This is a genomic window from Clostridium swellfunianum (assembly GCF_023656515.1).
GTDB classification, from domain to species: domain Bacteria; phylum Bacillota; class Clostridia; order Clostridiales; family Clostridiaceae; genus Clostridium_AT; species Clostridium_AT swellfunianum.
The window spans coordinates 2,617,463-2,640,703 of record NZ_JAMOFV010000006.1 but is presented as its reverse complement, the minus strand read 5'-3'; the positions used below and the strand labels follow the sequence as shown (position 1 = coordinate 2,640,703).

The window sequence follows — 23,241 nt, the reverse complement described above, 5'->3', positions numbered from 1 at the left end:
CTATCTTTTAACTATTGCCTTTACTGGACAGGAAGTTAAACAAGCACCGCACTTGATGCACTTGTCTTGACCAATAACATGCTTTTCTTTAACTTTTCCGCTTATACAGCTTACTGGACACTGTCTAGCACACTTTGTACAACCTATACACTTATCAGTTACATAGTATTGCAGAAGTGATTGGCAAACTCCTGCTGGGCAGCGCTTTTCTCTAACGTGAGCTTCATATTCATCCATGAAATATTTCATAGTGCTTAATACTGGATTTGGAGCTGTTTGGCCAAGACCGCAAAGTGAAGTATCTTTTATTGTTTCAGCAAGTTCCTTTAAGTCTATTAAATCTTGTTCAGTTCCTTTACCTTGAGTTATTCTGGTTAAAATTTCTAGTAGTCTCTTATTTCCAACACGACAAGGAGTACATTTTCCACAAGACTCATCAACTGTAAATTCAAGATAGAACTTAGCTATATCAACCATGCAATTATCTTCATCCATAACAATCATTCCGCCTGAGCCCATCATGGAGCCTATACTGTTAAGCGATTCATAATCTATTGGAATATCAAGCATGGAAGAAGGGATACATCCACCTGAAGGACCACCAGTTTGTACTGCCTTAAATTTGCGACCGTTCTTTATTCCGCCTCCGATATCATAAATAATTTCTTTAAGAGTTGTTCCCATAGGGACTTCAACAAGACCAACGTTGTTTATCTTTCCTGCAAGAGCGAAAACCTTAGTACCCTTAGAGGTTTTTGTTCCCATTGAGCTGTACCAGCTTGGGCCATTAAGTATAACAGGAGGTATATTGGCAAAGGTTTCTACGTTATTAACGCAGGTAGGCTTTTCCCATAGTCCGCTTACTGCTGGAAATGGAGGCTTTGTAGTTGGCTCTCCACGACTTCCTTCTATTGAGTGAATGAGTGCTGTTTCTTCACCGCAAACGAAAGCTCCGGCACCAAATTTAATTTTTATATCAAAATCAAAGCCTGTGCTTAAAATATCTTTTCCTAAAAGACCTACCTCACGAGCTTGGTCTATAGCTTTTCTAAGTCTTTCTATGGCCAGAGGATATTCTGCCCTTATATAGATGTAGCCTTCAGATGCACCTATAGCATAGCCTGCTATAGCCATAGCTTCTATAACACTGTTAGGATCTCCTTCAAGTATGGAACGATCCATAAATGCTCCTGGGTCTCCTTCGTCAGCGTTACATATAATATATTTTTGGTCAGCTTTACTTCTTCTTGTAAATAGCCACTTTTGACCTGTTGAAAAGCCACCGCCTCCACGACCTCTCAAGCCTGAATCAATCATAGTTTGTATAACTTGATCAGGAGTCATTTCAGTTAATGCTTTTGCAAGAGCCATATAGCCATCTTCAGCGATGTATTCGTTTATGTTTTCAGGATTTATAAGTCCGCAGTTTCTAAGTGCTATACGATGCTGTTTTCCATAAAAGGACATCTCATCCTGTCTTTTGACTTTTTCCTTTATTGTTGGTTCTTCATATAAAAGTCTTTCCACTACCTCGCCGTTAACTAAGTGCTCTCTAACTATATCCTCAGTATCTTCAGGCTTTACATGAACGTAAAATACATTGTCAGGACTTACTTTAACTATTGGACCTTTTTCGCAGAAGCCGAAACATCCTGTGATAGATACATGAACTTTATTTGTAAGACCAGCTAAGTCTATATATCTATTTAGGTTTCTAATTATTTGATCACTTCTAGAGGCTTTGCAGCCGGTTCCGCCGCATACTAAAATCTCTCTCTTTTCTATTGACTTTGTTTCCGTAGGTATATGATCATGAGATAGCTGCCTCAGTTCAAGAAGAGGCTTATTTTCTTTATTTAGTTTTTGAAGTTCAGCTAAAGAACTTATTTTGTTCAAGTTAATCCCCCCTAATTAATCCTGATATTCAGCTAATATTTTTTTTACATCGTTTGGAGTAACATGGCCGTAAACTCTGTCATTTATAGTAACTACCGGGGCAAGACCGCATGCTCCAACGCAACGAAGTACTTCGATTGTGAACTTGTTGTCTGATGTAGTTTGTCCAACATTTATGCCAAGCTGTTTTTCAAACTCTGCTAATACATTGGCAGCACCACGAACAAAGCATGCTGTTCCCATACAAACATTCACAACATATTCTCCTCTAGGTGTAGTAGTAAAATAGGAATAAAAACTTACAACGCCAAACACTTTAGATGTAGGTATATTCAGTTTTTCTGCAACAAAGATCTGTACTTCTTCAGGCAAATAACCGAAAATATGCTGGGCTTTATGAAGAACCTCAATCAAAGCACCTTTTTTATCAGGAAGGCTTTTTATGAATTCTTCCAGCTCGTGGAACTTTTCCTCAACGAGGATACTTTTGCACATTTTAATTCCTCCTTTATACATGAGCTATACCGTAAAAATTGTCTAAAATTTAACAAAGTTAGCCGTGTTAATAGGTAATTGTTTAAATACAATCACCTAACAGAATAACTTATAACTCTACTTAACTATTATACTAGAGATTTAACAAAAAATTAAGGTTTTTTTGAAAATTAAAATAACATTTTTCGACTAACAAAGAATGGTTATAAAAAGAAGCACAAAAACTAGGTTAAGCTTCGTGCTTTAATACATTAATTTTTTTGACATATATATACGCCTAATATTATTAAGGCGGCAGTTAGAAGTTTGATAGGATTTAAGGTTTCTTTTAGTATTAATACAGAAAGAATTATTGAAAATATGGGGACTAAGTTTATAAAAATTGATGTTTTGCTCGGACCTATTTGTTTTATAGATATCTGTTGAACGAGATAGCCTACGACTGATGGGAAAATGCTCATGTATATTACAGCTATAAAGGAGTAATAAGGAATAGAATTGATAAGTTCCCAGGGCATCTCATATACAACAAAAGGTATTATTAAAATAGTGCAAAACAAAAAACTATAAAAGGTTAATATTATTGGAGAGTATCTAGGCATAACCCATTTGCTAAAAACTCCATATGATGCCCACATAAAGACTGCTAACAGCATTATTATATCTCCATAATTGAAGGAAAAGGATTTTATAACAGATAGATTAGCATTTGTCAAAGTTAAAAATACGCCGGTAAAAGATAGAATAATTCCTAAGATTCGTTTATAAGTAAGCTTATCTTTAAGAAAAATTATGCTTAGTATGGATGTTATTATAGGGTTTGAAGCTCCAATAATAGAAGAATTTATAGCTGATGTATATTTAACGGCTATAAAAAACAGAACATGATAGCCAAACATTCCAACTAATCCGGTAAATAAAAATATAGGAAAATCTTTTATTTTAAGTTTATATATTTCTTGTTTTTTATATTTAATAACTATATAAAGAATCAAAGTTGCTATGAAAAATCTTAAAAACGTTAGAGTGAAAGGTGGTATAAACGGTGATGAGAGCTTGGCCGCAATAAAGGCCCCAGCCCAGAATATTGTGCAGAGTACCATTAAAAAATAAATTTTAGCATTAGACATTTAAATCCTCCTCCTTAGAGTATTCTGTCAAAAAATATTTCTTGTGTCAAACACTAAATACAATATATTTAGTGTTTGCTAAAGATTGCTATTATTACTTAAAACTTAGAAGGATTTTTAACATATTGGTAGAATTAATATAAACGTAATATATAATTCATGGTAATTTTGCTAAATAGATATGGAATGATAATAATTATAGTTTATTATTTTGGGTAGCAACTAAATTAAGAGATGGAGACATTTTATGATAGACTTTAAAGATAATAATGAAACTAATAATAGGCTTTATAAGTTGAGGTCTTCTGTGCTTGAGCTAACACAGCAGGGAGTTGTTATTATAAACAACCAGGGAATAATTGAGTATGTAAATCCGGCTGTTGGAACTATTTTAGGATCTACTGATACTGTAGGGCTTAACATGCTTGAGTTTGATACAATAAGATGCTCTAATATTTATCAGGGTATTATAAAATCTTTCAATGGTATTTCATCAGAAATTAATAATGAACAGTATACTTCATATACAACAGGGATTAAGAGGGTATTAAATATTTTAATTAATCCAATTGTCTCTGAGCAATCTGAAGAAATAGAGGGAGCAATACTTATTATTCACGATGTAACGGAACAATACAACTTAAAGCTTAAGATGGAATCTACATACTTATCAACTATATCAGCATTGGCAGAAGCTGTAGATGCCAGGGATGAATATACTGGTGAGCACTCTAAAAATGTTTCAAGGTTTGTAGCTTTGCTATGTAATAATTTAAAACTTAGCGAGGAAGAAATTGATAAGATTAAAATAGCTGCAACAATCCATGACATAGGTAAAATTGGAGTTAGGGACAATGTTTTAAATAAGCCTGATAAGCTTACATTTGAAGAATATGAGATAATGAAGACACATCCTTCTATAGGTGCTGATATAATTGGCAAGATAGATGGGTTTGATGATATTGCAAAAATAATTAAACACCATCATGAGAAGTGGGATGGAAGAGGGTATCCAGACAAGCTAAGAGGAGAAGAGATTCCGATTGGTTCACAGATTATTGCTATTGCTGATACCTATGACGCAATAGTGTCAAACAGAGTATACAGGAAGAGTCTTGGAAGAGATAGGGCTATTGAAATATTACTTGAAGAAAGAGGAAAGCAATTTAATCCTGAATTAGTAGATTTGTTTGTAAAAGAAATTGTTAATTTAAGCCTTAATAGTCAAGATGAAGCTATATAAATATAAAAGAGCTTTCTCTATATTTTGAGATAAGCCCTTATTGGTTTAAGGTAGATGATACATCCTCATCTGCTTTTTTATTTTTTGTATATAGTCTTGAGTAATTGAAAAGTGCGGCAATAGCTATACCTACTGATAAATATAAGAGGCATGCCCCTACTTTATCATTAAATACAAGAATAAAAATCGATATATAAAAAAATATAGTAGATGCTTTACCTAAAATGTTCGAAGGTATGACAGTACCTTTTTTATATAGAAAGATACCAGAGAAAATCATAAAAAGTTCCTTTGAAGCAATTATTATAAGTACCCATATAGGAATATAAAACCCTATTACAAGGCAGGATAAGACTGTAAGGAGCATAAGCTTATCTGCAAGAGGGTCTAATACGATGCCTATTTTGGTTATTAATTTGTATTTTCTAGCTAGGTATCCATCTAAAAAATCTGTTATTCCTGCTATTAAAAATATAGCGATAGCATATAAAAGGCTGTTAGGATTTCCGGAAAAGAAAACAATGATAAAGACTGGTATTAATACTAGTCTGAGAAATGTAAGCATGTTAGGTATATTCATAGCATCACTCCGCTCAAATTACTTATTAATTATATATTAATATATGAGATTGAGACTGACTATGACAATATAGTAACACAATTACATGATTTAATATATATACGAATAAAACTCATATACGTCAAAATAATATTCGTAGATTCTATTGACTATATAAGTCTCTTTTGTTACTATAATTTTGGGGAGGGATGAATATGAATAAGGTTTATGACGTTGTAATAGTTGGTGCAGGAGCTAGTGGCATATTTACTGCTTACGAGCTTATAAAGAAAAATACGAACATTAATATTTTAATAATAGAAAAAGGCAATAGTCTTGATAAAAGAGTGTGTCCTATAGATGGAAATAAAATAAAAACTTGTATTCATTGCAAGGTGTGTAATATAATGAATGGCTATGGCGGTGCAGGTAGCTTATCGGATGGAAAGTACAATATAACAAATAATTTTGGCGGAGAGCTTTATAAATATGTAGGAAGAGATAATGCAATCGAGCTTATGAACTATGTTGATGAAGTGCTCTGCAGTATGGGTGGAGCTGATGCAAAACTATATTCCACTTCCCACACAGAGCTTAAAAGTAAAGCGCTTCAATATGATTTACACCTTCTAGATGCTAAGGTGAGACATCTAGGAACTGATAGAAATTTAGTTATTCTTAATAATATATACGATTTTTTAAAGGATAAGGTTGACTTCTTATTTAATAGAGAAGTTATTGAAATAGGCAAGAGTGACGATGAGTTTTTTATAAAAACTAAGGATGAACTTTATACTTGTAGAGATTTAGTTATTGCAACAGGCCGCTCTGGCTCGAAATGGATTTCTGAAATGTGTAAAAAGCTTAAGATAAGTACAGAAAGCAACAGAGTGGATATTGGAGTTAGAGTAGAGCTTCCTGCGGCTGTTTTTGAACATATAACAAAAGAGGTTTATGAAAGTAAAATTATATACAGGACTAAAAAATACTCTGATTTTGTTAGAACCTTCTGTATGAATCCTCACGGAGAGGTTGTAAATGAAAATACAAATGGGATAGTAACTGTTAACGGACACAGTTATTCAAATCCAGAGCTTCATACAGATAATACAAATTTTGCACTATTGGTTTCAAATCATTTTACGGAGCCTTTTAAAAACAGCAATGAGTATGGAGAATCAATTGCAAGGCTAAGCAATATGCTTGGTGGTGGAGTACTAGTTCAAAGATTTGGAGATTTAGTCCAAGGAAGAAGAACTAATGAACATAGATTGGCAAAGAGTTTTACAAGGCCAACACTTAATGCCACTCCTGGAGATTTAAGCCTTGTTTTGCCAAAAAGGCAGCTGGATGATATTATTGAAATGATCTATGCATTAGATAAAATTGCTCCAGGAACAGCGAATGAAGATACCCTTTTATATGGTGTTGAAGTTAAATTTTATAATTCTATGGTAGAAGTTAATAATGATTTAGAGACAAATATTAAAGGTTTATACGTTCTTGGTGATGGTTCAGGAGTTACACACTCGCTTTCACAGGCTTCAGCAAGTGGAGTACATGTAGGAAGAATTTTAGCGAAAAAATATAACTAGAAAATTGGAGGTTTTTTATATGTCAGCGTTTATAGTAGTTGGAGCTCAATGGGGAGATGAAGGTAAGGGAAAAATGACTGATTACCTTGCTGAAAAGGCTGAGGTTATAGTTAGGTTTCAAGGCGGAAATAATGCAGGCCATACCGTTGAGGTGGGAGATAAGCAGTATAAGCTGCATCTTATACCTTCTGGTATTCTATATGGAACTAAGCTAAATGTTATGGGAAATGGAATGGTGCTTGACCCTAAAGCCTTGTTTGCTGAGATTGATTATTTAGAAGGTTTAGGAGTTAAAGTTACTCCAGAGAATCTGATAATAAGTGATAGAGCCCAAGTTATTATGCCTTATCACAGAGTATTAGATGCCCTAAAGGAAAAAGCTAGAGGCAAAAATGATATAGGAACAACTGGAAAAGGTATAGGACCATGTTATACTGATAAGGTTGAAAGAAGTGGTGTAAGGGTTTGCGATCTTATCAATAATGATGTGCTTAAGGAAAAGCTTCAGGAAAGTTTAAAGGCTAAAAATGAAATTATTGCAAAGGTTTATGAGGGTGAGGTATTAGATTTTGAAGAAATCTATAAGGAATACTCAGCCTATGCAGAAAGAATCAAACCTTTTGTTAGAGATATATCCGTTAGGGTTTACGATGAAATTAAGGCAGGTAAGAAGGTTCTTTTTGAGGGTGCACAAGGGACACTTCTTGATATAGATTATGGAACTTATCCGTATGTAACTTCTTCAAACACAATAGCAGGCGGAGTTTGTACAGGGGCTGGAATTGGACCAACTATGATAGACAGTGCTGTTGGAATAGCTAAGGCTTATACAACTAGAGTTGGAAAAGGGCCTTTCCCAACAGAGCTTAACGATGAAATGGGAGAGTGGATAAGAGAAAAGGGAAGAGAATATGGCGTTACGACAGGAAGAGCTAGACGTTGCGGATGGCTAGACCTTGTTATTTTGAAATCCTCAGCAAGAGTTTCCGGACTTACAAGTTTTGCTGTAACAAAGATAGATACACTTGCAGGCATTGAAAAGATAAAGGTATGCGTTGGATATAAATTTGAAGATAAGGTTATAGACTATTTCCCTGCAAGTCTTGAAGACCTCGCAAAATGCGAACCAGTTTATGAAGAGTTTGACGGCTGGGATGAAAGTGTAGCAGAAGCAAGAAGTTACGAGGAGCTTCCAAAGAATGCAAAGAAATATTTAAGAAGAATAGAAGAATTTACTGGAGTTAAGATTTCTATAGTGTCAGTAGGACCAAGAAGAGACCAAACAATGGAAGTAGCAGATATATAATGAATAAAATAATAAATTAGAGATAAACTTATAAAGGGACTTTAAATAGGTAGACATATCTGCTATAATTTAAACCAAATCATACTAAAACAGTAGGATTTAGTTTAAGGATATTGTGAGGTGAATGTAATGGCTAAAGTAACTGGTGATATGACTATTGGTGAAGTAGTTAGAATGCATCCAGATGCTTCTAGAGTTCTTATGTCCTTTGGAATGGGCTGCATCAGCTGACCGGGCGCGCAAATGGAAACCCTTGAAGAGGGTGCGCTTGTCCATGGATTGGACGTAGAAGAAATGTTAGAAGCATTAAATAAGTTGTTTGAATAGATATCATAAATGCCTAGGAGTTAATCCTAGGCATTTTAATTTATTTATTTTGTTATTCTAATGCCTCCAGAGGAGGTGTTAATTCTAACTTTGTTTTTATCGTTTCCCACTACACCTTTAAGGTGACGTTTATCACTAGAACCTGTCATCGCAACAGGAAAGTCGCTTCTAATGCTGCCTGAGCTAGCATTAGCATCCAGATAGAATTCAGCTGTTTTAGGAAGTTTTAACTCAACACTGCCGGAGGAGGCTGTTATAGATATATCATTATCGAAGCTCAAATACTCAACTCGTGTGCTTCCTGATGATGAGGATGCCTTTAAGTTTCCTGTAAATCCGTTAACTCGCATACTTCCTGAAGAGCTTGAAAGCTTTGAAGTCTTCGAGGTCAATCCATTTATAGTTAGGCTGCCTGAGCTGCTGGAATGATCAAAGTTATCCGCAATAACATTATCAATAGTTGTACTGCCTGAACTAGAATTGCATTGAAGACTGCTAAGCTCCAATTCCTTCACATGAATACTGCCTGAGGAAGACGTGAGTTTTAATTCATCAATATAAGATGAAGGTAAATAAACATCTAATTTTAATGAAGAACTATAGAATCCCAAGGTAATCTTGGTGTTAGTTTTTACATTAACATATAGAGTGCTGCCAGAAGCATAGCACTCTAAGTCTGGTTTTCTGTAGGGGCTCATACTTATAATGTTTCCGTTAAGGTGAGCTTTGAGCTCAGCTTCAGAAGATGGAATAATATTTATGCTTGCGCTTGACACATTTACCTTAATATCTTTTATTCCTTTTAGAGTGACTGTCTTTATTTCGTCTACATCAAGGTTGCCTTTTTCTCTGCTAAAAATAGCTTTAGGAGAAGTAAATATAATTATAGCTCCAATACCATAAGAGATAAGCATTACAGCCAAAAGAACGTGAACTAGTTTTTTTATATTAAACCTTTCCATGTTAAATATCTCCTTGTTTCTTTATAATTCTCAGATTCCAATTAATATATTTCACTGTACCTTTTATAAAATACTTTGCTATATAACAATCACCTATAAAAAATAAAACACCAAAAGCTGTCGTTCCGACACCAAATAATATTGAAGCAATAGGAGATACAGTGACTAAAAGCCCGGATACATCATTTATAAAGTTTTCAAAAACTGTTCCAAAAATCAATGCTATACCGCCGAAGAAAGCTCCTATAGCACCTGCGAAAAGTCCGATTATAGCGCTTGCAAGGCCTAGAAAAGGCGCTAATATAAATATCAGATTAAATATTAGAAGACTAATGGCTGCTATGCCGGATATTGATGTATTATCAAGTTTGCTAACCTTTGCTGTGTTATGATTTATACCCTTTTGCATTGTATTATCAACATTTAAATTCTCTCTATATTGACTTGCAATACTTTTAGGATCACCAAGTTCTTCAATAAGCCCTTCATCTGACTTGCCATTTTGGAGTCCTATTCTAAAATGTTCTTCATAATCATAAATTATGTCTTTTTTCTCTTGCCATGTGAATCCTGTGAGCGCCTCGTCGAGGGATTTAAGAAATTCGTCTTTATTCATTTAATGCAGCGCCTCCTTCAATTATTATATTATTAACGCCATCTACTAGCTCGGTCCATTCCTTAAGTAACTCATCCTTTATTGACTTTCCAAAATCAGTTAATTTGTAGTATTTTCTCGGTGGCCCTTCCTGAGATTCTTGAAGATAAGTTAGAAAGTAACCTTCTTGATTCAATCTTCTGAGTATTGGATATATGGTTCCTTCTGAAATTTCCACATTTTTAGATATTTCATTTACTAACTCATAACCATAGCAATCCTTTTTATCAAGTACAGCAAGAACACAAAGCTCTAGTATGCCTTTTTTTAGTTGAGTATTCATAGCACCAGTCCTTTTGGTTATTTTTGTATATATATAGTATAACGTTTGGTATTAAATAATGCAAGGTACTAGGTAATGCTATTTTGATGATAAGTAAAAGTTTTAATAACTACTTGCTGAGGGATATGTTGTGATATAATTGAACTAACAGTTATTATATTATATTTTTTTATTTAGTTTAATATAAGATAAGATGTATGGTTTAAAGATATATTTTGTTAGGAGTAAGCGAATGTACAACTTAGAAGAAGTTCTCATAGAAAATCCTATAATAGCAGCCTTGAGAAACGATGTTGATCTAAATAAGGTTACTAATAGTAATGCTGAGGTAGTGTTTGTTTTATACGGTAATGTTATAACTATAAAGGGGATATGCGAAAAATTGAAAGCTTCCAATAAGCTCGTGTTTATACATATAGATATGTTGGAGGGGTTAAAGGGAGATTTTGCAGGGCTTGAATTTATAAAAAAATATATAGAGCCACACGGAATTATAACTACAAAAGCAACCAATGTGAAATATGCAAAGCAGCTTGGTTTAAGCACTATACAGAGAATTTTTATTATAGATTCTCTCTCTCTAGAGACTGGTGCCAAAAATATAAAAGATGCTGCTCCAGATGCGGTTGAAGTGATGCCTGGAATAGCTAATAAGATAATCCATAGGCTTCAGAGCAAGGTACATGTCCCGGTAATAGCAGGTGGTTTAATAACTGAGAAAAAGGATGCTATGGAGGCTTTATCAAGTGGAGCTATTGCAGTTTCTACAAGTGCTTCTGAGCTATGGGATATGTAGTTTTAAAAGTGTTTTATGTAATTGTTTACAAATATATAGGGGGAAGGGTTAAATGAAGTATATAATGGCGTTAGACCAGGGGACAACCAGTTCTAGATGTATAATATTTGATAAATCAGGTTCTGTTATTAGCAAGGCTCAAAAGGAATTTAAACAAATTTACCCTAAGGCCGGATGGATAGAGCACGATCCAATCGAAATATGGGCTACACAATTTGGAGTCGCTGTAGAAGCTTTGGTTATGGCAAATCTCCAAGCTTCTGATATCGCAGCTATAGGAATAACGAATCAAAGAGAGACTACAGTTGTTTGGGATAAAAGAACAGGGATCCCTGTTCATAATGCAATAGTTTGGCAGTGCAGAAGAACTTCAGAAATTTGCGAAGAACTTAGGAAGCTTGGTTTTGAAGGAAAAATAAAAGAAAAGACAGGTCTCATTCTAGACCCATATTTTTCTGGAACAAAAATTAAGTGGATTTTAGACAATGTTCCAAATGCAAGAGAAGAAGCAAAAAAGGGAAATCTTATATTTGGAAACATAGATACTTGGCTTGTGTGGAATTTAACAAAGGGGCAGATACATGTAACTGATTATTCAAATGCAGCGAGAACAATGCTTTATAATATTCATACTCTCGAGTGGGATGAGGAGGTATTAAGGGCGCTTAATATTCCAAAGGAAATGCTTCCAGAGGTTAAACCTTCTAGCGAGGTTTATGGTCATACTAGCAAGGTGCTTTTTGGTGAAGAAATTCCAATATCAGGTATTGCAGGAGATCAGCAGGCTGCTTTATTTGGGCAGACTTGCTTTAAGGAAGGTGAGGCAAAGAATACCTATGGTACTGGCTGCTTTATGCTTATGAACACAGGTTCAAAGGCTGTAAACTCAAAACATGGGCTTTTAACCACTATAGCCTGGGGCGTAGACAATAAAATAGAGTATGCCTTAGAAGGAAGTATATTTGTAGGCGGAGCATCTATTCAATGGCTTAGAGATGAGCTTAGGATGTTAAAAAATGCTTCAGAGTCGGAAAGATATGCGCTAGAGGTTGAGGATACTAATGGGGTATATGTAGTTCCTGCCTTTACTGGGCTTGGTGCACCATATTGGGATCCATATGCAAGAGGAACTGTTATGGGGCTTACTAGAGGAACAAAAAAAGAACATTTTATAAGGGCAACTCTTGAGTCTATAGCATATCAAACTAATGATGTTTTAAAGGCTATGCAGGAGGATTCCGGTATTTCTCTAGTTCAATTAAATGTAGATGGTGGTGCAAGCTCAAATAACTTCTTGATGCAGTTTCAATCTGATATATTAGGTGTTCGAGTTGATAGACCTCAGGTTGTTGAAACCACTGCACTTGGAGCAGCTTATCTTGCAGGATTGGCAGTTGGCTATTGGAAGGATAAAGAGGAAATCTCACAAAATAGAAGCATAGAGAAACAGTTTAGACCAGCAATGGATGAAGATAAAAGGGCTAAGCTTTTAAAGGGCTGGCATAGGGCATTAAAAAGAGCAATGGAATGGGAAAAGGAAGAAGATTAAAGGTTCTTGAAATTACCAAGATTAAGTGATATAATATAGATAGGCGAGAGAACGAGAGCCAATATCTAAGGGAAACCTTATATATTGGCTCTTTTTTTGTTGAAAAATTTTATCAAGTTAAATTGATAAAATGATTTTGAAGGAAAATTTTAGTAGAAGTAAATACAAAGGGAGGATTAGGGGATGTATGATGTTTTAATAGTTGGTGCAGGAGTTATAGGTTGTTCCATAGCAAGGGAATTATCTAAATTTGAATTAAATATTTGTGTTGTTGAAAAAGAGTCAGATGTTGCAGCAGGAACAACAAAGGCAAACAGCGCTATCGTACATGCTGGTTTTGATGCCAAGACAAACTCTTTAAAAGGAAAACTAAATGCTAAGGGCAATGCTATGTTTGATAAGCTTTCACAGGAGCTTGAGTTTCCTTTTAAAAGAATTGGGGCGCTCGTTTTATGTTTTGATGAGGGCGATTTGTATAAGCTTGAGGATCTGAAAAGCCAGGGTGAAATAAATGGGGTTTCTGATTTGAAAATATTAAGTAAAGAAGAAATTAAGGAACTGGAGCCCAATATATCAGATCAGGCAGTAGGAGCTCTTTACGCTCCCACCAGCGGCATTACTTGTCCATATGAGATGACTATTGCCTTGGCCGAAAACGCACATGCTAATGGAGTTGAATTTAAATTTAATGCACCAATCTTAAATATTGAAAAGAAATTAAATAGTTATATAGTTGATACAAATGATGGACATCTTGAAGCAAGAGTTGTAATAAATGCCGCAGGAGTTTTTGCAGATGAGCTTAACAATATGATAAGCAGCGAAAAGTTAAGTATTATACCAAGAAAAGGAGAATACTGCCTATTTGATAAAGAGGTTGGAAATTTGATTTCAAGAACTATATTTCAGCTTCCGACTTCAATGGGTAAGGGGGTTCTTGTTACCCCTACTGTAGATGGAAATCTTCTTTTAGGACCAAACGCTGTTGATGTTGAAGAAAAAGAAGATTTAGTAACCTCAAGAGAAGGCTTGGAGGAGATAGTTCAAAAGGGTAAGCTAAGCGTTAAGAACCTTCCGCTAAACAAAGTAATAACTTCATTTTCAGGGCTTCGAGCTCACAGCTTAGCAGATGATTTTATTATTGGAGAAGCTAAGGAGGCAGAGAATTTTATAAATGCGGCAGGCATCGAATCGCCTGGACTATCAAGTGCTCCAGCTATAGCTGAAATGGTAGCTCAGATAGTGATAGATAAGCTTAGTCCAAATAAAAATGAAAGCTTCAATCCTATCAGAAAAGGAATCCCCAAATTTAGAGAGTTAAGCAATGAAGTAAGAAACGAACTTATAAAGGCTAGGCCTGAATATGGAAGAATTGTTTGCAGGTGTGAGGTTGTAACAGAAGGTGAGATACTGGATTCAATAAGAAGACCACTTGGAGCAACCACACTAGATGGAGTAAAGAGAAGAACAAGAGCGGGTATGGGAAGATGTCAGGCGGGCTTTTGTTCTGCAAGAGTTTTGGACATTTTATCAAGAGAATTTGAGGTTGACCCAACAGAGATTACTAAGTTTGGCGGCAATTCTAAGCTCTTAGTTGGAAAGAATAAGGACAGCATTAAGTAAGGAAAATTAAGGGGGATTATATAATGCAAGAGTATGATATTGTGATAATTGGCGGAGGTCCTGCTGGATTGGCAGCTGCTATTGCTGCTAAGGAAAATGGCGCTGAAGACATACTAATACTTGAAAGAGAAAATCAGCTAGGGGGGATTTTAAACCAGTGTATTCATAATGGTTTTGGACTTCATACCTTCAAGGAGGAGCTAACTGGGCCTGAATATGCCCAAAGATTCATTGATAAGGCAATGGAGCTTAATATACCCTATAAATTAAATACAATGGTTTTAGATTTAAACAAGGATAAAGTAGTGACTGTTGTTAATGATATAGACGGAATAACTGAGATAAAGGCTAAGGCTGTAATATTGGCCATGGGTTGCAGAGAAAGGCCAAGAGGGGCAATAAACATACCAGGAAGTCGCTGCTCGGGAATATACTCAGCTGGAACTGCTCAGAAGTTTGTAAATGTTAAGGGCCAGCTTCCGGGCAGGGAAATAGTGATACTTGGTTCAGGAGATATAGGACTTATAATGGCTAGAAGAATGACTCTTGAAGGCTGTAAGGTTAAAGCTGTAGTTGAACTTATGCCTTATTCAAGCGGACTTAAAAGAAACATCGTTCAGTGCCTTCATGACTATGATATACCTCTTAAGCTTAGTCATACTGTTATTGACATTAAGGGAAAAGATAGAGTTGAAGGAGTAACCATAGCAAAGGTGGATTCAAATCGCAATCCTGTAAAAGGAACCGAAGAATATATACCTTGTGATACACTTCTACTTTCTGTAGGTCTTGTGCCTGAGAATGAGCTTTCAAAGAAAGCAGGAGTGGCTTTAAGCAATACCACTAACGGGCCAGAAGTAAATGAAAGCATGCAGACAAATATAGAAGGCGTATTTGCCTGCGGTAATGTTCTTCATGTACACGATTTAGTTGATTACGTAACCTTAGAAAGCTATACAGCTGGAGAAAATGCGGCTAGATTTATAAAAGGACAGAAGAATCAGGAAGGGTATGTTGTTGAAGTTATAACAGGTAATGGTATAAGCTATGTTGTTCCTAAATATATTAGCCCCTCAAATATTGAAGAGAGTATTGATATTAAATTTAGAGTCAAAACAGTATTTAACAACAGCTATATATCTGTTTATTTCGATGATACAAGAGAAATGCATATTAAGAAAAAAGTTCTAGCTCCTGGAGAAATGGAGATAGTAAAGCTAAAAAAGGATATGTTTAATGGGCATCCTGAGTGCAAGAAAATAATTATCAAGGTGGAGGTCTAAAGGTGTAAATGGTTCTAACGGGCAGCTTGCGAATAGTCTTAAACTGCCCCAGCTTGATTGAAAGGAGAGTAGGTTATGGAAAAGAGAGAATTGATATGTATAAATTGCCCTTTAGGATGCAGCTTAGAAATAGATATAATAGATGAAAACAATATAGAAGTGAAGGGCAATAGCTGCAAGCGTGGAGAACTTTATGGAATAAAGGAATGTACAAATCCAACTAGAATACTAACTACTACTGTATTTGTAAAGGGTGGATCGGAAGAAGTTCTTCCAGTAAAAACTGAAAAAGATATTCCTAAGGGAAAGATATTTGATTGTGTTAGAGTTTTGAAAGGTATTGTAGTGGAAGCACCTGTAAAAATTGGGGATGTAATTATAGAAAATATTTTAGATACGGGAACGGATATTGTTGCCGCAAAAAATATATCCAAGGTGTAAGAGTGAAAGGAATTTGGTATTGGGCTAAATTCCTTTTTTATACTTAATTGTTAAATGGACAATATGCTAGTATAATAGTAGCATTGGTACATGATTTTGGAGGGTGGTTGGAAAACTTATGAGTTATTTGAAGCAATTGGATAGAGATCTCTTAGGATTTTTTTCAGAAGGAATAAAGAATGCTTTTTTTGATCAATTAATGCCTTTTTTTTCACTCATAAATAATCATGGAGAGGTATGGATAGCTCTAGCAATAATTCTTATGATTAACAAAGATACAAAGATTAGAAGACTTGGGATATCTGTACTTATAGCTTTAGCTATTGGAAATATAATAGGAGACCAAATACTTAAAAATATTATAACAAGGCAAAGACCTATAGGAATCGAGTTTGGTTTTGATTTTATAATTAAGTTGCCTAAGTCGTATTCATTCCCTTCAGGACATACTACTTCTTCCTTTGCTGTATTTGGAGCATTTTTATTCAGTAAGGCAAGGTATAAGTATTGGGTGCTGGCACTAGCTTCTTTTATAGCCTTTTCAAGAATATATCTTCATGTTCATTATCCATCCGATATACTTGGAGGGATAGTTTTAGGGTTGATATGTGGGAAATTGGCTGTTAAATTAGGAAAAGGTTTTTTTAGAAAGGAGAATTAATCATGCCTGGATTTATATATGAAAAAGAATATGAAATACACTACTACGAGGTAGATAACAGAGGTAGAGCGCTGATAACAAGCATAGTAGATTTTTTAGGAGATATAGCTACAAAGCAGTCCGAGGAGCTAGGTATTGGGATAGATTATCTAAAGGAAAATAAGCTTGCCTGGGTGCTTTATAAATGGAATATTGATATGTATAAGTATCCGGTTTATGGGGACATAATTAAGATAAAAACCTGCCCTTATTCTATGAGAAAATTTTACGCCTATAGAGCTTTTGAAATATTCAATTCTCAAGGAGAGCTTCTAGGTAAAGCTGAATCTGTTTGGTTCTTAATAAATCTTGAAAGAAGAAGACCAGCGAGAATTGGGCAGGATATATACAAGTTCTATGGCTTGGATGTAGATGATGAGAGCATACTAGAGATTGGAGACATAGAAAAACTCCAGAATGTAAACAGTGAAAAAATGTTTAATGTCAGATATAGTGATATAGATACTAACCAGCATGTTAACAATGCAAAATATATTGCTTGGGCCATAGAAACAGTACCAATGGGGATAGTAATCAACTATACTCTGAAAAATATAAAAGTTACATACGAAAAAGAAACTACCTATGGAGAGACTATAACAGTATTTACCGAAACAAAAGTAAATGACAATCAAACTACTTGTATTCATAAAATTATAGATAAAGAGGGTAAGGAGTTAACGCTTCTTAAAACTATTTGGGAGAAAATTTAAATTTTCTCCCTATTATTTTATTAAACTTATAATTTTGATAAAATAATGTATACTGATAGTTATACTGTCGATTTGTGCAGGAGAGGTGTGGAGGAAACAGTATGAGAAAAAAACTAATACCTTCCGGTATTGAGGCTATAGGATATGTGCCATGGGGAACTCATCTTAGCCAGCTTTATGAAACAAAGGAAGATTTATTGAATATATTAGCTTTATACTTTAAGGCAGGGCTTGAAGGAAATGAATTCTGCTTATGGATTACTTCTAATAGTGTAAAGGAAAGCGAAGTTTTAGAGGCGCTAGGAAAGCAGGTGCCAAATGTAAGAAAATACTTAGAAAGTGGACAACTGTCTATAGGTGATTATAAAGATTTTTATTTACAAGATGGAAAGGTTAAACCTGAAAACCTAATAAATAAATGGGTTGAGCTGCATGATAGTATTATAGGGAAGGGGTTCCATGGTCTTAGAGTTTGCGGTGATGAAAGTTGGATTGAAACAAAGCTGTGGAAGAGCTTTATAGAATATGAAAATCGTCTTAATAAAATAGTTAACAGCTACAAAATAGTTGCTTTATGTACCTATTGCTTAAAAAACTGCAGTGCTTCAGATGTCATAGATATAATACAAAGTCACCAGTTCATGCTTGTAAAAAAGAATGATGAATGGGTTATCGTTGAGGGTACAGGACTAAAGGATGCTAAGGAAAAACTTAATAGAGTGAATAGGCTTTATAAAGTACTCAGTAAAATAAACCATGCGGTTATAAGAAATCATAATTCCAGAGAATTATATGAAGAAGCTTGCAGAATTGCAGTTGAGGATGGTTTATTTAAGGCGGCTTGGATTGGACTTGTTAATAAGGAAGTTGAAGAGTTTGAGCCTGCAGCCCAATGGGGACTTAATAAAGATGAAACAGAATTGTTATCAGAACATCTTAATAGCTGTGAATTATATAAAAATGGAATGATTAGCAATATGATCAATACTAGCGGATATATGATGTTAAATGATATTCAAGACAAAATAAAGCATGTTGAATTTCGAAAAGGTATTATTAGGCATAATATAAACTCCTGTGCAATATTTCCGCTTGTAGTCGGTGCGGAAGTCATTGGCATTATGGCTTTCTATTCACAGGAATGTTCTTCTATGGCAAAGGAAGAAATTGACCTGCTTAGAAGTCTTTGTGAGGATATTTCCTTTGCAATTAAAGCTATTGAAAAAGAAGAGGAGTTAAGACAGAGTGAAGATAGATACAAAAAGATACTTACGCTCTCTCCTGCAGCCATAATAGTTCACAGCAGATTTATAATAAATTATGCGAACTTAGCCTCGGCAAAGCTTTTAGGAGTTGATAAACCCGAAGACTTAATAGGGAGAAGTCTTTTGGATTTCATCCATAAAGATTATCACGAAATAGTTAAGGGAAGGAAAAAATTATTAGGGCAAGAAGGGGTTCCGCTACCTTTTGTTGAGGAGAAATATATAAAATCAGATGGAAGTATTATAGATGTTGAGGCCACTGCAGCTTATTTTCCGTACAAGGATAAAAATGCTATGGTATCTGTAATTAGAGATATAACTGAGATAAAGAAAATAGAGCAAATAAAGAAAGCTTCAGAAGAAAACAAGAGACTCTTAGGTGAAGCTAGAGAATATGATAAATTAAAAACAGAGTTTTTTGCTAATATATCCCATGAGCTTAGAACTCCTATAAATGTTATACTTTCAGCGGTACAGCTTATAAATCTATACGGTACGGATGATAAAATAAAGAAATATATCGATACCTTGCAGCAAAATTGCTATAGGCTGTTAAGGTTAGTTAGTAATATAATTGATATAACTAAGATGGATGCTGGATTCTTTGAGCTTCAGTTAAAAAATCATAACATAGTAAGTGTAGTTGAAGATATAACTTTTTCAGTATCGGAATATATAGAAAACAAAGGCATAAGTTTATTGTTTGACACAGAAGTAGAAGAAAAAGTTATTGCCTGTGATCACGATAAAATAGATAGGATTATGTTAAACCTCCTCTCTAATGCTGTTAAGTTTACTAATTCAGGAGGAACTATATTAGTAAATATATATGATAGAAATGACAATATTTTAATTTCTGTAAAGGATGATGGCATAGGTATTCCTGAAGATAAGAAAAGCTTAATTTTTGAAAGGTTTCATCAAGTTGATAAATCTCTTACTAGAAGTCATGAAGGCAGCGGTATTGGTCTTTCTATTGTTAAGTCATTAGTTGAGCTTCATGGTGGAACTATAAGAGTTCAAAGCGAGTATGGAAAAGGTACGGAGTTCATAATTGAACTACCTGTGAATATTGTTGATGAATATGAGGACGTGAATACTAACAGCATTCAAGGGGAAAATTTTGAAAAGATAAGCGTAGAGTTTTCGGATATTTATAAATAAAAAGAATGAAGAATTGATAGGGTTTCACATTTAATTCTTCATTCTTTTTATTTTCTTAAACAAAGTTGAACTTATTTGCTTAGCTTTGAGGCAGCGTTTGCTGCAACATAGGCAGAGCTCCATGCCCACTGCAAATTAAAGCCTCCGCAGTCTCCGTCTACATCTAAAATTTCACCTGCAAAATATAGATTTGGAATGAGAAGAGATTGCATAGTTTCAGGGTTTACATCCTTTGTATCAACTCCGCCAGCAGTAACCTGAGCATTTGAAAAACCATTAGTGTCTGTAACAGCGAATTCCCAGGATGTTAACAGGTTATACAAATTTTTCTTTTCTCTATAATTTAAGTCCCAGGCAGCTTTATGAATATCGGTTATTCCAGCTTCTTTTAAAATAACTGGTATAAGTTTTTTGTTTATTATCCCAATAAAGCAGTCATGAACACTTCTATGGCTGAATAGGGCGAAATGAGTTTCAAGGAAATTCTCTAATTCATCATACTTCATCGTGTACATAATGTTTATTTTAAGAGAAGTCTTTATTCCCTTTGAAAGGGCATAGGAAGCTGTCCGGCTTAATTGCAAAATTGGAGGACCTGATATACCGTAATCTGTAAACAATACTTCTCCAAACTCACGCTTTACAAGCTCATTATCTATAAGTAATTCTGCTATTCCATTAAATTTAACTCCTGATAATGCTTTTAAATTCTGATAGTGAAGCTTTAATTGAACTATTCCTGGTATAGGATTCACTACTTTATGACCTAAATTTTTAGCCATCGCATAACCTGAGCCGTCAGAGCCTGTTGGTGCTAAGGATTTGCCGCCGCAGGTTAATATTACTTTGCTGCACTCATAGCTTTCATTAGTTGAAGTTTCAAGTATAAAGCCCTTCTTAGTTTTTCTTATATACTTAACCTTTGAGTTTAAGTATATGGATATATTTCTATCTGATAATGCAAGTCTCATAATGTCAAGCACTGAAGAAGCCTGAAGAGACACTGGATACATTTTCCCCTCCTCAAGGGTTGTCAGGGGTAACCCGATAGAAGAGAAGAAATCTATGGTATCACTAACTTTAAAAGCATTTAGTGCATATTTGAAAAAGTCAGGATTATCACTATGATATCTATCTTCTGTGGCATACTTATTTGTAATATTGCACCTACCATTTCCGGTGGTTAAAAGCTTCTTACCTACTCTGTCGCTTCCTTCTAATATTGCTGCATCTATTCCCATATCCTTAAGCAGTATTGCTGTCATCATTCCAGCAGCACCGCCGCCTATAATAATAACTTCATGCCTCAAAATAATCTCTCCCTTAGCTTTTATAAGTTTCATGTCATCTTTATATTTTATCCTAAACTTAAGGTTTTGAATATATTAACAAAATATTTTAAATTACCATGTGCAAATGTAAACTGTTTTGATTGTAAAATAACATACTAACTAGAAAGAGCGGTTAAATTTACATTTGTGTGAGCAAATTTATTAAACTATAATTTAATTGTGCTCACGAGAAAAAACTCCGACAAGCAAATCAGCGAGCAGTATAAGCTACCTAAATTCTGCAAACAGGAGGAGGATTTTTATGAAAATAAGAGTAGTAAATCAAGGACTTTCTGAGTTTAATCGCAGTTATAAGGTTAAAAATATAAATTATGATATGGTTATTGCTGTAGAAAATGATGAGTTTATTCCTTTATTTATGGAAGATATTGAATTAATACCTGAGAATGAATATGATGAGATGATTATCGAGTATAGAGATATTTTGAAAATTAAGCTTGGCAAGAGTATATCCATGAAATTTTATGCTGCATTAATAAATTGTATTGAAGAAAGGATAGGAAAAAAACTAATTAGCTTGGATGTTTTAAGAGATGAATATAGTATTAATAAGAGAGGGGTATGGGAGAAGAAACTAATATTAGTAGTTAACCATGCTATTCCTTTAGATATATCAGTTATCGGTGAAAAGTATGCGGAGCAGTTCAGTATAACCTTTAAGGATATAACCCTTCAAAGCTTTATTGAAGGCTGCGGCGAGAATATAAAACATATAAGAAGAGAGATTGAAGAAAAAGAAAATTCTATAAAAGTATATAAACGTGCTATTAGTGAGGTTCTTAGAGGCAGGTTGAATTCTGCGACTAAAATTGAAGATAGGCTTCCAGAAGCACAATAAATATATGTAAACTGTTCTAGGAATTTATAGAGCAGTTTATTTTTTATGTAATTACTTAGTAGGGTTTGATATATAATATACCTATAAAATAAATAATGGAGATGATATTGTGCAAGCTCAAGAATTATTAAATTATAAAAATTGGGTAGTCGTAGGAGATGTTTTAAATCAAAGCAAATATGCCAGCAAGATACTGCTTTCATTAAAAGTTTCAAAGTTTAATGCATCTGGAGTAAACCCAAGAGATACAACAGGAACTGTGCATAAGAGCTTAAAGGAGGTTCCATACAAGATAGATGTTATTGATCTATGTATTAACCCTATTGCTGGTTTTAAAATTATCCAGGAGGCATATGAGCTTGGTATCCACAAGGTTTTAATTCAGCCAGGAGCAGAAAGTTCAGATATAATAGATTTTTGCAAGGAAAATGGAATAACTGCTGTTGAAGGCTGTGCACTTGTAGAGCTTAATAGCTATATGAGATAACTATATAAGAAACGAAAATATAAAAACATAAGAATACAACAATATAAGAATATATAAATATAACTAGATAAGGGGATATATAGTTATATTTATATACTGAGAAATTCAACAGTCACATTATAGGAAAAAAATTCTATTAAAAATTTTTTAAAAAACTTGTTGACAGTTTGTTAGATTTTTTGTATTATAGTCTATGTCGGGTCGCGAGAGCGGTCGAAACGATAAAATATGGCTCATTGGTCAAGCGGTCAAGACACCACCCTTTCACGGTGGTAACAGGGGTTCGATTCCCCTATGAGTCACCACTATGGGCGCATAGCTCAGCTGGGAGAGCATCTGCCTTACAAGCAGAGGGTCACAGGTTCGATCCCTGTTGTGCCCACCATAGTGATTTAATTACTAAAAATAATATATGGCTCAGTAGCTCAGTTGGTTAGAGTGCCGGCCTGTCACGCCGGAGGTCGAGGGTTCGAGCCCCTTCTGAGTCGCCATTATTATGCTGGCATGGCTCAACGGTAGAGCAGCTGACTTGTAATCAGCAGGTTGTAGGTTCGATTCCTATTGCCAGCTCCAATAAAA

General features: G+C 34.7%; 22 protein-coding genes and 4 tRNA genes. 18 read left to right on the top strand and 8 right to left on the bottom strand.

Features of this window, described 5'->3' with window-relative positions; translation table 11 throughout:
- From NBE98_RS12615 to NBE98_RS12605, 3 genes are all read right to left on the bottom strand, one after another.
- Positions 1-1,896: an NADH-ubiquinone oxidoreductase-F iron-sulfur binding region domain-containing protein gene (locus NBE98_RS12615; RefSeq protein WP_432432667.1), complete on the bottom strand. Its 1,896-nt coding sequence runs from the start codon at positions 1,894-1,896 to the stop codon at positions 1-3.
- A gap of 15 nt (positions 1,897-1,911) precedes the next feature.
- Positions 1,912-2,391, bottom strand: coding sequence for an NADH-quinone oxidoreductase subunit NuoE (gene nuoE / locus NBE98_RS12610; RefSeq protein WP_250815334.1), 480 nt, complete (start codon positions 2,389-2,391; stop codon positions 1,912-1,914).
- Positions 2,392-2,642: 251 nt separating this feature from the next.
- The gene (locus NBE98_RS12605; protein ID WP_250815333.1) at positions 2,643-3,521 is read right to left on the bottom strand and encodes a DMT family transporter; all 879 of its coding nucleotides are present in this window, start codon (positions 3,519-3,521) and stop codon (positions 2,643-2,645) included.
- 247 nt (positions 3,522-3,768) lie between these two features.
- Between NBE98_RS12605 and NBE98_RS12600 the strand changes: the two genes are divergently transcribed.
- Positions 3,769-4,764 carry an HD domain-containing phosphohydrolase gene (locus NBE98_RS12600; protein ID WP_250815332.1) on the top strand — a complete coding sequence of 332 codons (996 nt, stop codon included), beginning with the start codon at positions 3,769-3,771 and terminating at the stop codon, positions 4,762-4,764.
- Positions 4,765-4,801: 37 nt separating this feature from the next.
- On the opposite strand, the gene pgsA is transcribed toward NBE98_RS12600, so the two are convergent.
- On the bottom strand, positions 4,802-5,344 hold the full coding sequence (pgsA, locus tag NBE98_RS12595; protein ID WP_250815331.1) for a CDP-diacylglycerol--glycerol-3-phosphate 3-phosphatidyltransferase: 543 nt from the start codon (positions 5,342-5,344) through the stop codon (positions 4,802-4,804).
- Positions 5,345-5,538: 194 nt separating this feature from the next.
- Between pgsA and NBE98_RS12590 the strand changes: the two genes are divergently transcribed.
- The 3 genes from NBE98_RS12590 to NBE98_RS12580 all read left to right on the top strand — a co-directional run bounded on the left by NBE98_RS12590 (position 5,539) and on the right by NBE98_RS12580 (position 8,551).
- Positions 5,539-6,918 carry an NAD(P)/FAD-dependent oxidoreductase gene (locus NBE98_RS12590; RefSeq protein WP_250815330.1) on the top strand — a complete coding sequence of 460 codons (1,380 nt, stop codon included), beginning with the start codon at positions 5,539-5,541 and terminating at the stop codon, positions 6,916-6,918.
- A 19-nt stretch (positions 6,919-6,937) separates the two neighbouring features.
- Positions 6,938-8,224: an adenylosuccinate synthase gene (locus NBE98_RS12585; RefSeq protein WP_250815329.1), complete on the top strand. Its 1,287-nt coding sequence runs from the start codon at positions 6,938-6,940 to the stop codon at positions 8,222-8,224.
- A 129-nt stretch (positions 8,225-8,353) separates the two neighbouring features.
- A complete protein-coding gene (locus NBE98_RS12580) occupies positions 8,354-8,551 on the top strand; it encodes a DUF1858 domain-containing protein (RefSeq protein WP_250815328.1) in 198 nt (65 codons plus the stop codon).
- 44 nt (positions 8,552-8,595) lie between these two features.
- Here NBE98_RS12580 and NBE98_RS12575 read toward each other — a convergent pair whose 3' ends face one another.
- From NBE98_RS12575 to NBE98_RS12565, 3 genes are read right to left on the bottom strand one after another with little or no spacing between them, the layout of a single operon-like run.
- Entirely contained in the window at positions 8,596-9,513 is a 918-nt protein-coding gene (locus tag NBE98_RS12575) for a DUF4097 family beta strand repeat-containing protein (RefSeq protein WP_250815327.1), read from the bottom strand.
- A 1-nt stretch (position 9,514) separates the two neighbouring features.
- Positions 9,515-10,129 carry an HAAS signaling domain-containing protein gene (locus NBE98_RS12570; protein ID WP_250815326.1) on the bottom strand — a complete coding sequence of 205 codons (615 nt, stop codon included), beginning with the start codon at positions 10,127-10,129 and terminating at the stop codon, positions 9,515-9,517.
- The gene (locus NBE98_RS12565) at positions 10,122-10,451 is read right to left on the bottom strand and encodes a PadR family transcriptional regulator (protein WP_250815325.1); all 330 of its coding nucleotides are present in this window, start codon (positions 10,449-10,451) and stop codon (positions 10,122-10,124) included. Before NBE98_RS12565 ends, NBE98_RS12570 begins: the two co-directional genes overlap by 8 nt.
- 232 nt (positions 10,452-10,683) lie before the next feature.
- Between NBE98_RS12565 and NBE98_RS12560 the strand changes: the two genes are divergently transcribed.
- The 8 genes from NBE98_RS12560 to NBE98_RS12525 all read left to right on the top strand — a co-directional run bounded on the left by NBE98_RS12560 (position 10,684) and on the right by NBE98_RS12525 (position 19,985).
- Entirely contained in the window at positions 10,684-11,247 is a 564-nt protein-coding gene (locus tag NBE98_RS12560; RefSeq protein ID WP_250815324.1) for a glycerol-3-phosphate responsive antiterminator, read from the top strand.
- Positions 11,248-11,299: 52 nt separating this feature from the next.
- Positions 11,300-12,796, top strand: a complete 1,497-nt coding sequence (gene glpK / locus NBE98_RS12555; protein ID WP_250815323.1) for a glycerol kinase GlpK — start codon at positions 11,300-11,302, stop codon at positions 12,794-12,796.
- Between the two features lie 183 nt (positions 12,797-12,979).
- Positions 12,980-14,419, top strand: a complete 1,440-nt coding sequence (locus tag NBE98_RS12550; protein ID WP_250815322.1) for an NAD(P)/FAD-dependent oxidoreductase — start codon at positions 12,980-12,982, stop codon at positions 14,417-14,419.
- Positions 14,420-14,442: 23 nt separating this feature from the next.
- A complete protein-coding gene (locus tag NBE98_RS12545) occupies positions 14,443-15,702 on the top strand; it encodes an NAD(P)/FAD-dependent oxidoreductase (RefSeq protein WP_250815321.1) in 1,260 nt (419 codons plus the stop codon).
- Between the two features lie 75 nt (positions 15,703-15,777).
- Positions 15,778-16,143 carry a DUF1667 domain-containing protein gene (locus NBE98_RS12540; protein WP_250815320.1) on the top strand — a complete coding sequence of 122 codons (366 nt, stop codon included), beginning with the start codon at positions 15,778-15,780 and terminating at the stop codon, positions 16,141-16,143.
- Positions 16,144-16,261: 118 nt separating this feature from the next.
- Entirely contained in the window at positions 16,262-16,804 is a 543-nt protein-coding gene (locus NBE98_RS12535; RefSeq protein WP_250815319.1) for a phosphatase PAP2 family protein, read from the top strand.
- Between the two features lie 2 nt (positions 16,805-16,806).
- Complete coding sequence (locus NBE98_RS12530) at positions 16,807-17,556, top strand: acyl-[acyl-carrier-protein] thioesterase (RefSeq protein WP_250815318.1); 750 nt, start codon at positions 16,807-16,809, stop codon at positions 17,554-17,556.
- A 101-nt stretch (positions 17,557-17,657) separates the two neighbouring features.
- Entirely contained in the window at positions 17,658-19,985 is a 2,328-nt protein-coding gene (locus NBE98_RS12525; RefSeq protein ID WP_250815317.1) for an MASE3 domain-containing sensor histidine kinase, read from the top strand.
- A gap of 71 nt (positions 19,986-20,056) precedes the next feature.
- Here the strand turns inward: NBE98_RS12525 and NBE98_RS12520 are convergent, their stop codons facing one another.
- Positions 20,057-21,295, bottom strand: a complete 1,239-nt coding sequence (locus tag NBE98_RS12520; RefSeq protein ID WP_250815316.1) for a BaiN/RdsA family NAD(P)/FAD-dependent oxidoreductase — start codon at positions 21,293-21,295, stop codon at positions 20,057-20,059.
- A gap of 283 nt (positions 21,296-21,578) precedes the next feature.
- Here NBE98_RS12520 and NBE98_RS12515 point away from each other — a divergent pair, with 283 nt between their 5' ends.
- From NBE98_RS12515 to NBE98_RS12490, 6 genes are all read left to right on the top strand, one after another.
- On the top strand, positions 21,579-22,175 hold the full coding sequence (locus tag NBE98_RS12515) for a hypothetical protein (RefSeq protein WP_250815315.1): 597 nt from the start codon (positions 21,579-21,581) through the stop codon (positions 22,173-22,175).
- A gap of 109 nt (positions 22,176-22,284) precedes the next feature.
- Entirely contained in the window at positions 22,285-22,662 is a 378-nt protein-coding gene (locus NBE98_RS12510) for a CoA-binding protein (protein WP_250815314.1), read from the top strand.
- A 230-nt stretch (positions 22,663-22,892) separates the two neighbouring features.
- Positions 22,893-22,967 (top strand) — tRNA-Glu (locus NBE98_RS12505).
- 4 nt (positions 22,968-22,971) lie between these two features.
- Positions 22,972-23,047, top strand: a tRNA-Val gene (locus NBE98_RS12500).
- A gap of 29 nt (positions 23,048-23,076) precedes the next feature.
- Positions 23,077-23,153: transfer RNA gene (locus NBE98_RS12495), tRNA-Asp, on the top strand.
- 7 nt (positions 23,154-23,160) lie between these two features.
- Positions 23,161-23,235, top strand: a tRNA-Thr gene (locus tag NBE98_RS12490).
- Positions 23,236-23,241: the final 6 nt, after the last annotated feature.

Coding starts and splice junctions, on each gene's coding strand:
- nuoE (WP_250815334.1), bottom strand. CDS start 2,391: ATGTGCAAAAGTATCCTCGTTGAGGAAAAGTTCCACGAGCTGGAAGAA.
- NBE98_RS12605 (WP_250815333.1), bottom strand. CDS start 3,521: ATGTCTAATGCTAAAATTTATTTTTTAATGGTACTCTGCACAATATTC.
- NBE98_RS12600 (WP_250815332.1), top strand. CDS start 3,769: ATGATAGACTTTAAAGATAATAATGAAACTAATAATAGGCTTTATAAG.
- pgsA (WP_250815331.1), bottom strand. CDS start 5,344: ATGAATATACCTAACATGCTTACATTTCTCAGACTAGTATTAATACCA.
- NBE98_RS12590 (WP_250815330.1), top strand. CDS start 5,539: ATGAATAAGGTTTATGACGTTGTAATAGTTGGTGCAGGAGCTAGTGGC.
- NBE98_RS12585 (WP_250815329.1), top strand. CDS start 6,938: ATGTCAGCGTTTATAGTAGTTGGAGCTCAATGGGGAGATGAAGGTAAG.
- NBE98_RS12575 (WP_250815327.1), bottom strand. CDS start 9,513: ATGGAAAGGTTTAATATAAAAAAACTAGTTCACGTTCTTTTGGCTGTA.
- NBE98_RS12570 (WP_250815326.1), bottom strand. CDS start 10,129: ATGAATAAAGACGAATTTCTTAAATCCCTCGACGAGGCGCTCACAGGA.
- NBE98_RS12565 (WP_250815325.1), bottom strand. CDS start 10,451: ATGAATACTCAACTAAAAAAAGGCATACTAGAGCTTTGTGTTCTTGCT.
- NBE98_RS12560 (WP_250815324.1), top strand. CDS start 10,684: ATGTACAACTTAGAAGAAGTTCTCATAGAAAATCCTATAATAGCAGCC.
- glpK (WP_250815323.1), top strand. CDS start 11,300: ATGAAGTATATAATGGCGTTAGACCAGGGGACAACCAGTTCTAGATGT.
- NBE98_RS12550 (WP_250815322.1), top strand. CDS start 12,980: ATGTATGATGTTTTAATAGTTGGTGCAGGAGTTATAGGTTGTTCCATA.
- NBE98_RS12545 (WP_250815321.1), top strand. CDS start 14,443: ATGCAAGAGTATGATATTGTGATAATTGGCGGAGGTCCTGCTGGATTG.
- NBE98_RS12540 (WP_250815320.1), top strand. CDS start 15,778: ATGGAAAAGAGAGAATTGATATGTATAAATTGCCCTTTAGGATGCAGC.
- NBE98_RS12535 (WP_250815319.1), top strand. CDS start 16,262: ATGAGTTATTTGAAGCAATTGGATAGAGATCTCTTAGGATTTTTTTCA.
- NBE98_RS12530 (WP_250815318.1), top strand. CDS start 16,807: ATGCCTGGATTTATATATGAAAAAGAATATGAAATACACTACTACGAG.
- NBE98_RS12525 (WP_250815317.1), top strand. CDS start 17,658: ATGAGAAAAAAACTAATACCTTCCGGTATTGAGGCTATAGGATATGTG.
- NBE98_RS12515 (WP_250815315.1), top strand. CDS start 21,579: ATGAAAATAAGAGTAGTAAATCAAGGACTTTCTGAGTTTAATCGCAGT.